The organism is Allotamlana fucoidanivorans (assembly GCF_006265225.1).
In the GTDB taxonomy this organism is placed as follows: Bacteria; Bacteroidota; Bacteroidia; order Flavobacteriales; family Flavobacteriaceae; genus Allotamlana; species Allotamlana fucoidanivorans.
The window spans coordinates 225,564-237,584 of record NZ_VDCS01000003.1 but is presented as its reverse complement, the minus strand read 5'-3'; the positions used below and the strand labels follow the sequence as shown (position 1 = coordinate 237,584).

General features: G+C 36.2%; 8 protein-coding genes. 2 read left to right on the top strand and 6 right to left on the bottom strand.

Features of this window, described 5'->3' with window-relative positions; genetic code table 11:
• Window positions 1–28 precede the first annotated feature (28 nt).
• Entirely contained in the window at window positions 29–1,570 is a 1,542-nt protein-coding gene (locus tag FGF67_RS03940) for a helicase HerA-like domain-containing protein (protein ID WP_139695166.1), read from the bottom strand.
• Between the two features lie 187 nt (window positions 1,571–1,757).
• On the opposite strand from FGF67_RS03940, the gene FGF67_RS03935 reads away from it, so the two are divergent.
• Window positions 1,758–2,387, top strand: coding sequence for a 7-carboxy-7-deazaguanine synthase QueE (locus FGF67_RS03935; RefSeq protein ID WP_199240652.1), 630 nt, complete (start codon window positions 1,758–1,760; stop codon window positions 2,385–2,387).
• 51 nt (window positions 2,388–2,438) lie between these two features.
• On the opposite strand, the gene FGF67_RS03930 is transcribed toward FGF67_RS03935, so the two are convergent.
• From FGF67_RS03930 to FGF67_RS03910, 5 genes are all read right to left on the bottom strand, one after another.
• Window positions 2,439–2,966 carry a DUF2911 domain-containing protein gene (locus FGF67_RS03930; RefSeq protein WP_139695164.1) on the bottom strand — a complete coding sequence of 176 codons (528 nt, stop codon included), beginning with the start codon at window positions 2,964–2,966 and terminating at the stop codon, window positions 2,439–2,441.
• 152 nt (window positions 2,967–3,118) lie between these two features.
• A complete protein-coding gene (gene gatB/aspS / locus FGF67_RS03925; protein WP_139695163.1) occupies window positions 3,119–6,463 on the bottom strand; it encodes a bifunctional amidotransferase subunit GatB/aspartate--tRNA ligase AspS in 3,345 nt (1,114 codons plus the stop codon).
• Window positions 6,463–7,863 carry an amidase family protein gene (locus FGF67_RS03920; protein WP_139695162.1) on the bottom strand — a complete coding sequence of 467 codons (1,401 nt, stop codon included), beginning with the start codon at window positions 7,861–7,863 and terminating at the stop codon, window positions 6,463–6,465. The genes gatB/aspS and FGF67_RS03920 overlap by 1 nt, the downstream gene beginning before the upstream one ends.
• A gap of 3 nt (window positions 7,864–7,866) precedes the next feature.
• A complete protein-coding gene (locus FGF67_RS03915; RefSeq protein WP_199240651.1) occupies window positions 7,867–8,133 on the bottom strand; it encodes an Asp-tRNA(Asn)/Glu-tRNA(Gln) amidotransferase subunit GatC in 267 nt (88 codons plus the stop codon).
• A gap of 243 nt (window positions 8,134–8,376) precedes the next feature.
• A complete protein-coding gene (locus tag FGF67_RS03910; RefSeq protein WP_139695161.1) occupies window positions 8,377–9,654 on the bottom strand; it encodes a porin in 1,278 nt (425 codons plus the stop codon).
• 411 nt (window positions 9,655–10,065) lie between these two features.
• Between FGF67_RS03910 and gyrB the strand changes: the two genes are divergently transcribed.
• Window positions 10,066–12,006 carry a DNA topoisomerase (ATP-hydrolyzing) subunit B gene (gene gyrB, locus FGF67_RS03905; protein ID WP_139695160.1) on the top strand — a complete coding sequence of 647 codons (1,941 nt, stop codon included), beginning with the start codon at window positions 10,066–10,068 and terminating at the stop codon, window positions 12,004–12,006.
• Window positions 12,007–12,021 lie beyond the last annotated feature (15 nt).

Below are 12,021 nucleotides of genomic sequence, written 5' to 3'. Positions count from 1 at the left end.
TGATTTGAGATATATAAATGTTTGATTATTATTTTTTCATGACTTTGTTTAATATACCAAAAACACTGCGAATAAACGTAGCACTTGTGAGTACCTTTACAATAGGGTTCATTCTTGTGCCTCGTGATTTGGTAGATTTACTACTTTTTTTAGCTTCCGATTTCTTAAGGGCTTCACGTTCTTTTTCCGCTTTTTCTTTGGCTTCTTCAGCTTCTACTTGTTTTATTTTTGCCGTTAGAAGCTCATAAGCACTTTCGCGATCAATTTCTTCATTGTATTTTTTTACCAATTTAGATGTTGATAGTAATGCGTTTAACTCTGTTTCGGTAAGAATATCCATTCTACTCATTGGCGCACGCATCATAGTAGCTGCTAAAGGGGTTGGGCGTCCCTTTTCATCCAAAGCAGAAACAAGGGCTTCTCCAATTCCTAGTGATGTTAAGACTTCTTCGGTATTATAATAGTGAGAATCAGGGTAGTTTTGTGCAGTGAGCTTTATGGCTTTTCTGTCTTTTGCAGTAAAGGCTCTTAAGGCATGTTGAATTTTTAAACCAAGCTGGCCTAAAACACCTTCAGGGACATCGGTGGGATTTTGTGTTACAAAATATAAGCCCACACCTTTACTTCTAATGAGTTTTACAATACTTTCAATTTGATTTAATAACGCTTTTGAGGCTTCATCAAAAATTAAATGCGCTTCGTCAATAAACATGATAAGTTCTGGCTGATCACTATCACCCTGTTCAGGAAAAGTAGCATATATTTCGGCCAATAGGCTCAACATAAAAGTTGAGAAAAGTTTGGGTTTATCTTGAATATCAGTTAATCGAAGGATGTTTATATAGCCTCTGCCATGTTCGTCAATTCTTAGTAAATCTTGCGTATCAAAAGAGGTTTCTCCAAAAAAAAGATCCGCACCTTGTTGTTCAAGCTCAATAATTTTTCTGAGAATTGCACCAGTGGAAGCTGTAGAAATCCTGCCATAAGATGCATTGAATTCTTCTTTACCTTTTTGGGTGGCATATTGCAGTATCTTTTTAAAATCTTTTAAATCTAAAAGAGGCAATTTGTTGTCATCACAATACTGAAAAATAACCGATACAATACCAGATTGTGTTTCTGTTAAATCAAGAATTCTTGAAAGTAATACGGGTCCAAATTCACTTATGGTGGCTCTTAAACGAACGCCATGTTGCTCAGATAAGGTGAGTATTTCTACAGGGAAGCCTTTCGCATTAAATGGTAAACCAATTTTTTCATGACGCTCATCTATTTTAGGGTGTCCAGGACTGGGTTGCGCTAAACCACTTAAATCCCCTTTTATATCCATGAGTAATACAGGAATACCTTTGTCACTTAAGTTCTCGGCCAATACTTGTAAAGATTTTGTTTTTCCTGTTCCTGTTGCTCCAGCAATTAAGCCGTGGCGGTTCATGGTTTTTAACGGAATCTTTACATGAGCACCCGCTAAGGTTTCCCCATTTAACATAGCTGCTCCTATGGAAATAAAGTCGCCTTTGGTTTTATTGCCTTCAGTGATATAGTTGAAAAACGTTTCCTTGGTTGTCATCCTTTTGATTTTGGATAAAAATACAGGAAAATTAAAGAAGAAAAAATGGCAGGGAACAAATTTGATTATTTTATGATTTTAGACATTAAAATGAATTGCAGTTTCACTGAATATCAATAATAAATGACTATTAATGAAAACTAAAAATGAATAGAATAATTAAAGGAATATGTATCTTTGCGCTCTTATGCAAAAAGAGATAAAAAAACGGGTTGATAAAGGGGAAATGCTTCCGCTGATGGAAGAATTTTATACCATTCAAGGTGAAGGTTACCATAAGGGGACAGCCGCTTATTTTATAAGAGTTGGTGGTTGTGATGTGGGATGTCATTGGTGTGATGTAAAAGAAAGTTGGAATGCCGATCTGCATCCGCCAACCGATACGATGAACATTGTTGAGAATGCTAAGAAATACAGTGATACCATTGTGGTTACTGGAGGGGAACCGCTTACTTGGGATATGACGTTTTTAACTCGAGAACTTAAAGCCAGAGGCATGAAAGTTCATATTGAAACCTCTGGCGCCTATAAATTGACTGGCGAATGGGATTGGATATGCTTGTCTCCCAAAAAGATAAAGTTGCCCACCAAAGAGGTGTATGAAAATGCTAATGAGTTAAAAGTTATTGTATACAATAAAGACGATTTCAGGTTTGCTGAAGAACAAGCAGCACAAGTAAACCAAGATTGTATTTTGTATTTGCAACCAGAATGGAGCAAAAGAGATAAGGTAGTTCCTGAAATTGTAGACTACGTTATGGCAAACCCTAAGTGGAAAATCTCACTTCAAACACACAAGTATTTGAATATACCGTAAAACAAAAAAGCACCAATATTTAGGTGCTTTTGTTTTGAGTTGTGCTTTTGGTTACTTACTAATAGGAACGGTAACTAAAGTTGTGCCCCAAGCCAAGTACATATGGTCTGCATCAAAAGTTATGGAGAAGGCTTCAATGCTTTCCCCCTTTGATACGGGTGCATTTACCCTAAGCACATCTTTGCTCTCATCATAAGTGTAAGCGCCCCACACATCTGTATCACTGTTTAAAATAATAGTCCATTGGCTCTCGTTAGGAATGGTGTATAATGAATAAGTGCCAGCTTTTACCAGAGCACCTCCAAATTTCAAATCTTGATAAAATTTAATTTCACTAGCCTCATTGGCTCCTGTTCTCCATACTTTGCCATTAGGAGCTAATGTCTCTAAGGAACGCCCTTTTAATTGCGGCCGACTGTATATCACTTTAGCCATAGGGGGTGATTTTCTATCGGTTCTGTAGTATGCAATGTCTAGCGGACTTTTATCTAATTTTGAGAATTTTTGAGCGTGTACCTGAGTTGAAATGAGCATCAAAAAAGCAAATACCGAGGTGATAATGCATGTGGTTTTTTTCATCTTTTGTTTTTTAGGTTTATGAAGCTTTAAAGTTAGGAGGTAAACATCTTAAAATAATGATAAAACGCACGTAGTTTTGTTAAAGTTTTGAGTAACGAAATAAAAAAAGCTCCAGTTTTTACTGAAGCTTTTATGATTATTTGTGAGGTAGATTATTTTTTTATCACTCTAACGTTCATTTCTTCTACCTTTTTATCAGAAAGGGGTGAAGGCGCTCCAAAGAGTAAATCTTCACTGGTTCCTGTTTTAGGGAAAGCCATAACTTCTCTAATAGACGCTTTCTTTTCTAAAATCATCATCAATCGGTCAACACCCCAAGCAATACCGCCATGAGGAGGAGCGCCATAGTGAAATGCTTTATACATGGTGCCAACACTTTTCATCATGTCCTCCTTATTGTAGCCCATGTTTTTATAAGTAGCTTCAAGAATTTCTGGTTTATGAGCCCGCACAGAACCACCACCAATTTCATAACCGTTTAATATTAAGTCGTATTGTTGAGCAATGATGCTGCCAATTTCTTCTTCTTTGCCATTCATGTGTTTTTCCACGTCTTTAATAGCAGGCATAGAAAACGGATTGTGGGTGAAGGTCCAGTTGCCTTCGTCTGTTTTCTCAAACATAGGAAAGTCAATAACCCAGGCTGGTCTTAGCTCTTTTGGATTGATTAAGTGAAGCATTTTTCCTAATTCTTGGCGTACGGCATCAAGTGCTTTATTCGCAGTGGCATAATCGGCAGCAGAAAAGAATACAATATCACCCACTTGAGCCTTTGTAGCGGCAATAATTCTTGCCGCAATATCTTCACCTAAAAACTTAATAATAGGGGATTGCAAGTCGTTTTCGTTTACTATGATGTAAGCCAATCCTCCTAAGCCGTGCTGTTGCGCCAAAGCAGTTAATTTTTCTATCTGCCCTTTTGATAAACGCTTTTTGCCTTGTTCTTCAGTTGATACTTTGATGCATTTTACAATACCACCTTCTTCAATAGGTTTGCTAAATACTTGGAAGGTTGTATCTTTTACAATGTTGGTAATATCTTTTAGTTTTAACCCAAAGCGTAGGTCGGGACGATCACAACCGTATTCATCCATAGCCTGTTGATAGGATAATACTTCAAAAGGATGTAAAATCCATTTTTTGCCGTACACTTTTTTTACAATAGAATTGAACATGTTGGTGTTCAAATCAATAATTTGTTGCATGCTAGCATACGCCATTTCTATATCCAACTGTGTGAATTCTGGCTGACGATCCCCACGAGAATCTTCATCCCTAAAACAACGGGCTATTTGAAAATACTTTTCATAACCACTTACCATCAACATTTGTTTAAACTGTTGAGGGGCTTGCGGTAAGGTGTAAAACGAACCAGATTGTTTACGAGTAGGTACAATAAACTCACGCGCGCCTTCATCTGTTCCTGCGCTTAAAATAGGGGTTTCAATTTCTAAGAAATCTTGTGCGTCTAAAATATCTCGCATGAGTTTAATCACCTTATGACGGTTAACTATAACACGTCGTACATCATCATTTCTGTGGTCTAAATATTTGTATTGAAAACGTACATTTTCGTTAGACTTAGTTGCTCTTTTTATTTCAAAAGGTAAGGTTTTTGAAAGATTTAATAGATCTAAATCACTAGCCTCGAGTTCTATTTTTCCAGTTCTTAAAGCAGGGTTGTAATCATCTTCGTCACGCTGTACAATAGAGCCTGTAACGGTAATAACCGATTCTGGTTTTAATTTTATAAGGTCGTCAAGATTAGCAAATGATTCTCGACTTAGTCTTATCTGAAAAATCTGTGTACTAGAATCACGTAAATCAATAAACATAAGTTCACCGTGGTCACGTACGCTAGAAACCCAACCCGCTAAGGTTACTTGGTTGCCAATATTATCATCTGAGATTTCAGAAATAACATGAGTACGGTATTCGTCTTTTATTATTAAAGGAATTTCAGAAAGTGTTTCTTCATCTTTTTTGGAAACTACGGGTTGGTTATTTGCTTGGTCAGCACTTTTGTCGTTCTTGTCTGAAGGTTGTGCTGAAATAGCATGGCTAGCTAGCGTTGATAAAATACGTGCTCTTATCACTTTGCCTGAAGCGCCTTTACCTATAATACCTATAACTTTACCTACTAAAATCCCCGCTTTTCCTTGGTTACCATTTTTAATATCATCGGCAATTACTTGGTTTTCAGAAATAACTTTAGCAATAGCATCTTCTATCTGGGATTCAGAAATGGTATTGTCTTCAAAATATTGATTGTAATTGAAATTTCGGTCTTTTAAATAAGCTGTAATGGCATTTTGAACCAAAACCGAAGTAATTTTTTCAGCTTTAAATAGTTGGAAAATTTCAATGAGATGCTCTATTCTATGGATACTATCATACTCATCGGCACCAATATTGTTCACTAGTGTTTTTGCCACAAAAGACGGGTCTTTTATAACGTTGTTTATGGTCATGAACGTTTTTGAGCGTAAAGCGTCAGCTGTAAAAAACTTAGCATCTTGGGGTAATACGCCGCCTTTTATTAAAATAGATTCAACAGCAAAAGGTAAAGCGCTATTATCAACTTCAATAGCATCAATCACCTCTTTGATATTTACAAAAGGTAAATCTGGTTCAGAGATAAAACGATAGTCGGCCTCAAACTCCTTTTTACGCATGGTTTTGGTTTGCTTTAGCTCAGCATCAAACAGTACAGTAGTTTGATCTGGTCTAAATTCTTTATGCTCTAAAAAGTAATTAAGTTGTTTTTCAACCTCTTCTTTTAAAGCCTCAACCATAAATTTAAAGGAGTTGAGGTTTTTTATTTCGGTACGAGGATTCAAATTATACGTATGCTTTTTTCTTAGGGATACAGAAACATCCGATTTAAACTCGCCTTTCTCTAAGTTAGCTTCAGAAATGCCTAAATTTTGAACAATACGCTGAATGTATTGTGCGTATGTTGAAGCATCTTCAATATGACGTATACAGGGCTGGGTCACAATTTCAATAAGAGGCACCCCAGCTTTATTAAAATCTACCAGAGAAATTTTCTTTTCATGGATGAGTTTAGCGGCATCTTCCTCAATATGAACCTGAGTTAAATTAACTGTAAATTGAGAACCGTCGTTACGGAAACAAGATACTTGACCATCAGGAATAATCGGGTTATGAAATTGCGTTATTTGTATGTTTTTAGGATTGTCAGGGTACTCATAATGTTTTCTGTCCCATGAAATTACTTCGTTTTCAAAGGTTGATTTTACGGCTTTTCCAAAATAAATAGCCTTAGTAATAGCTTCTTTATTAATAGACGGTAGCACCCCCATTTGACCTGTACATACGGAACAAATATTATGATTAGGTGTTTCAATATCTCCGGCATTGGCACAAGAACAAAACAATTTTGTTTTAGTGTTTAATCTAACATGTGTTTCAAGACCAATGACTAATTCTAACTCGTGTTTTTTTAGTAACTCGTTTAATTGTTCCAGTTCCATTATATCGTGTCTTTTAAGAAGTTAGCAAACTTCAAAACTAGTTCGTCATTATTTTTAGCAGCCGTAATTTGTAAGCCTGTAGCCGTTCCTTGAGGTACGGTAAGTGTTGGTAGCTGCCCTAGGCTGAAACCCACCGTATAGGCATCAGATAAATACATGGCCAAGGGGGCTTTTAAGCTATCTCCAATTTTTGGGGGTGTACTTGGTGTAACAGGCGATAAGATGATATCTACTTCAGAAAAATCTTTTTCAAAATTCTGCGAAATTTGATCTCTTAGGTTTAGACCTTTTAAATAAATTTCATCAGAGAAACCTTGCGATAATACTTGATTTCCACCAACAATACGTCTTTTAGTTTCTTCAGAAAAGTTTTCAGAACGTGTTACAGCATAGGTTTCCTTTAAATTTTCGGCCTCAATACGGTTGCCGTAATTTGTTCCGTCTAATCGAGACAGGTTAGAGGCAGTTTCGGCCATAGCCAAGGTGTAATAGGTAGACACCAGAGTGTCTGATTCAAAAAAGTCTAACACCTTCACCGAAATACCTTTTGCTTTTATTTTTTCTATACATGCCAAGAAATCGGCCTTAATCTTCGGATCAAGAGCTTCACTGTCAATAAAATTCTTGAAGTAACCTACGGTTTTAATGCTTTTGGTATCCAGAATAGCATCTTCTTGAATAGTTTCAGAAGTAAAGGTAGTTTGATCTTTAGGATCTAAACCACTCATGGTGTTTAAAACAATTAGTATATCTTCAATAGATTTAGCTATAGGGCCTACACAGTCTGTAGACGAGGCGTAAGCCATCAATCCGTAGCGAGAAATACGGCCATAAGTAGGTTTTAAACCATACACATGATTATACCCTGCGGGTTGTCTAATGGAGCCTCCTGTATCACCACCAATAGAAAATACCGTGTAATCTTTAGCTACATTTACAGCAGAGCCACCACTAGAACCGCCACCAACTAATTCTGGGTTAATAGCATTTTTTACAGGGCCAAAAATGGTGTTTTCACTTGAAGATCCATGACCAAAGCTATCGCAATTTTCTTTTACTAAAGGAATAGCGCCAGCATCTAAAAGCTTCTGAATTGCAGTAGCGGTATATGGCGATTTATAATGTTTAAGTAAATCTGAACTGGCCGTTGTACATGTACCTTGAAGCATATACACATCTTTAATGCCAAAAGGAATGCCTTCAAGTAAACCAATAGTTTCGCCGCTAGCAATTTTAGCATCTACTTTGGCTGCTAATTTAAGTGCTATATCATCCAGTAAAGCATTTACCGTATTGTGCGAGTTTTCTTTTAAATTGCTAAGTTTACTTTGTACTAGCTCAGTACACGTAATTTTTTTATCCACTAGCTGTTGATGGATTGATCTTATTTGAGAGTCCATAAACTATTCTTCAATTACTTTTGAAACAACTAAGTAGCCGTTTTTTTCTTTAGGAAAGTTTTCAATAATGATTTGTTTTTCTATTTCAGAACTATCAATCACGATATCTTCCCTTAAATTATTTAGTGATACACAATTATGACTGCTATTAAAAGAATTATTATCTGTAGGATTAGCAGCTTTAATAACCTGAAATAATTTGTTTACAGTCTCTGAAGGCTGTGCTCCTTTAATACTCGACAAAATGTCTACTGTCATAATTTTACTCATGCTCTGGATTTTTAATTAAAAAAAGCCTCCCGAATTCGGAAGGCTTTATATATTTTTTAACAATAACCTCCCCGTCCTAAAAATTAGGATTATTGAAATTATTATTGTTATTATTAATCATTCTGATGTAATTCAGCTTCAAATATATAGAGAATAAATAGACTTATCACTATTTTTTGCTGGAGCTAAACTATAATTGCAGAATTATTAAAAAACTCAAAAATATTTTGATATATATTTAGTCTATTTAAATGATATTTGATATTGTAAAACGGCCATACCTTTTCTGTCTTTCTCTAATAAGGTGTCCGCATCAAAAATAGGGCGTAATTGATAGCCTAAACTTATTTTGTTGCCATGTTTTCCATTTACTAAAAAGTTTACCGTAAAATCATAAACTGTCATGCTGTCTTCCAAGGCATCATAATTGGAGTGTTGAATGGCAATATTAGGTTGAATAACAACTTGGTGGTTAATAAGTTTGGTTTTTCTAAAGGCGTACCCAAATTGAGTATACCAGGTAGGGCCTGTTCCCATCATTGGGAATGCCACGCCAGCACCATTAAAATCAGGATCCGTAACACCATTAGTAGGGTTGTTAGCGCCAACATTTCTAATGTAATCTTTACCAAAATCGAAACTATAATAGCCAAGATAGGCTGTAATAGCATCTTCATTTGCAAAAGGAAGGTTTAAATATGAATCGATAGCCCAATGCTTCATGTCGTAAAAAGTGGTATTAGGATTGTTGAAATCACCATCGCTAAATGCATTTTCCTGATATTGAAAACCAGCACCAATATTGAAAACTTTCTTGTTTGCTAAGTAGGTACCCGTTTGATAGGCTGACTTATTTGATTCGTTTTCAAAGAATTGATAATTAATGTATGATGATGTCTTCCAGCGCGGTCTGTTGTTAGCAAAATCAACCACACCGTTTGCAGGCGCTTTAGTAATTATTCGAGGTTGGTTAAAGGTGAGTCGGTAATCAAAATGTCCTGCCTGTCCTTTTAACCATAGGCCAAACTGTCGGCCTAAGTCATCATTTTTTTCAACCGTATTTAATGAAAAAAGTGGCGAATCTAATCCCATGAGTGTGCTGCTAGAGCGCACGTTCCATCTGCTTAGTCCCTGCCATCCTGATTTTCCAAGACCTATCTCTAGGTGCTTAGAAAAAGCATATTCCATATAAAAATCTAGAACTTCAATAGGGTTTTGCATGCTTTTAAGGTTGTAATTATTTCCTCCAAAAATAGCATAGGCAAATATTCTTGGTGTGACTTGTGCCGAAATAGGAATTCGAATTCGTCTTATAGAAACATCGGTAAATGAAGATGTGGGTTCGCCGTTAACCAATGAGCCCTGATTTAAATCGGAATACCGTAGCCATATTTGAGCAGTAGCATTCCATTTAAATGTTGGTTTAAATGGTTTTTCTGTCTCCTGTGCCAATATAAAAATAGGAACTAATAAAAGGAATACATTTAACAGGTTTAAGACTGTTTTTTTTCTGTTCTTCATTGTTGTTTCATTCAAAATATAGGGCAAAAATATTATTAACTATAACCTTAAAAAGTGACATACATCATGTTTGGAGATATATTTTTTTCGGGTTATCAACTATAACGTTTGAAAACTATTTTGATGTTATTTTAGGTAAAAATAGAATTTAAAATAGAGGATTAGAGACACTTTTGTGTTTTTATGTTTTGCTGATGCATTAAAAATTACTAAAATGTAATTTAAGGCTATTTTTAGGCGATTTAAGCCGTTTTTAAATAATTAACAAATGTTGATAATTTTCTTGTTGAGTCGATAAAAAGCTTTCTTTTAGGTGTAATATTTCGTATATTTGTTTGTGTTCAAAAGGATGCTAAAAAGGCATCTTTTTTTATGATTAATAGTCAAATTCAATTTAAGATAATTTAGAATATGAGCGAAGAAAAAAAAGCCCCACAATATTCGGCTGATAGTATTCAGGCTTTAGAGGGTATGGAGCATGTGCGCATGCGTCCGTCCATGTACATTGGTGATGTAGGTGTGCGCGGGTTACACCATTTAGTATATGAGGTAGTTGATAACTCCATTGATGAAGCGTTAGCAGGACATTGTAATAATATAACCGTTACCATTAATGAAGATAACTCGATTACTACAGAGGATGATGGTCGTGGTATTCCGGTAGGATTACATAAAAAAGAAGGCGTTTCGGCACTTGAGGTGGTAATGACCAAAATTGGAGCAGGAGGTAAGTTTGATAAAGATTCTTATAAGGTATCAGGCGGATTGCATGGTGTTGGTGTAAGTTGTGTAAATGCATTGTCAGAGCATTTAAAGGCAACAGTGCATCGTGAAGGAAAAATTTGGGAGCAAGAGTACGAACGCGGAAAACCGCTCTATCCTGTAAAAGTGGTTGGAGATTCTGATAAAAATGGAACTATTGTAACCTTTAAGCCAGACCCACAGATATTCCAACAAACACTGGAGTATAATTATGACACCTTAGCAAGTAGGTTGCGTGAATTAGCTTATCTAAATAAAGGTATTACGGTTCATTTAATTGATAGAAGAACCCAAAAAGAAGATGGTACTTTTGAGGGCGAAACATTTCATTCTGAAGAAGGCTTAAAAGAGTTTATAAAGTATTTAGATGCCACACGAGAGCCTTTAATGAAAGATGTTATTGCCTTTGAAGGCGAAAAGAATGGTGTGCCAGTTGAAGTGGCCATGGTTTATAATACCTCTTATGCCGAAAATTTACATTCCTATGTAAATAATATCAATACGCATGAAGGGGGAACACATTTATCGGGTTTCCGAAGAGGATTAACACATACCTTGAAAAAGTATGCGGATGAGTCGGGTATGTTAGATAAATTAAAATTTGATATTTCAGGTGATGATTTCCGTGAGGGGTTAACTGCTATTGTATCAGTAAAGGTGGCTGAACCTCAGTTTGAAGGGCAAACAAAAACAAAGTTAGGTAACCGTGAGGTGTCAGCTTCAGTTAGTCAAGCGGTGTCAGAAATGCTAACGGATTATTTAGAAGAACATCCAGATGATGCAAAAACCATAGTGCAAAAGGTTATTCTGGCGGCGCAAGCACGTCATGCAGCTCAAAAAGCACGCGAAATGGTGCAGCGTAAAACGGTGATGAGCATTGGAGGTTTGCCTGGTAAACTATCAGATTGTTCAGAACAAGACCCTGCAAAATGTGAAGTGTTCTTAGTAGAGGGAGATTCGGCGGGCGGAACGGCAAAACAAGGTAGAGATAGAGCATTTCAGGCTATTTTACCATTACGTGGTAAAATTCTAAATGTAGAGAAAGCCATGACACATAAAGTTTTTGAAAACGAAGAGATTAAGAATATTTTCACGGCTTTAGGAGTTACCATAGGGACCGAGGAAGACAGTAAAGCTTTAAATTTATCAAAATTGCGTTACCATAAAATCGTGATTATGTGTGATGCCGATATTGATGGTAGTCATATTGCAACACTGATTTTGACATTCTTTTTCCGTTATATGAAAGAGCTGATTGAGGAAGGGCATGTGTACATTGCTACGCCACCATTATATTTAGTGAAAAAAGGTAACAAAAAGCAATATGCTTGGAATGATAAAGAACGTGATGCGATTGCGGAATCTTTTGGAGGAAGCGTGAATATTCAACGTTATAAAGGTCTGGGTGAAATGAATGCTGAGCAGCTTTGGGATACCACGATGAATCCTGAATTTAGAACGTTAAGGTTGGTTCAAATTGATAACGGAACAGAAGCCGATAGAATTTTTTCTATGCTTATGGGTGATGAAGTACCACCGCGACGCGATTTCATTGAAAAGAATGCTATTTATGCTAATATTGATGCCTAATGAGGTATTCATACT

What these genes read in the sequence shown, in the direction of transcription:
- FGF67_RS03940 (WP_139695166.1), bottom strand. Translation starts at nt 1,570, where the DNA reads ATGACAACCAAGGAAACGTTTTTCAACTATATCACTGAAGGCAATAAA.
- FGF67_RS03935 (WP_199240652.1), top strand. Translation starts at nt 1,758, where the DNA reads ATGCAAAAAGAGATAAAAAAACGGGTTGATAAAGGGGAAATGCTTCCG.
- FGF67_RS03930 (WP_139695164.1), bottom strand. Translation starts at nt 2,966, where the DNA reads ATGAAAAAAACCACATGCATTATCACCTCGGTATTTGCTTTTTTGATG.
- gatB/aspS (WP_139695163.1), bottom strand. Translation starts at nt 6,463, where the DNA reads ATGGAACTGGAACAATTAAACGAGTTACTAAAAAAACACGAGTTAGAA.
- FGF67_RS03920 (WP_139695162.1), bottom strand. Translation starts at nt 7,863, where the DNA reads ATGGACTCTCAAATAAGATCAATCCATCAACAGCTAGTGGATAAAAAA.
- FGF67_RS03915 (WP_199240651.1), bottom strand. Translation starts at nt 8,133, where the DNA reads ATGAGTAAAATTATGACAGTAGACATTTTGTCGAGTATTAAAGGAGCA.
- FGF67_RS03910 (WP_139695161.1), bottom strand. Translation starts at nt 9,654, where the DNA reads ATGAAGAACAGAAAAAAAACAGTCTTAAACCTGTTAAATGTATTCCTT.
- gyrB (WP_139695160.1), top strand. Translation starts at nt 10,066, where the DNA reads ATGAGCGAAGAAAAAAAAGCCCCACAATATTCGGCTGATAGTATTCAG.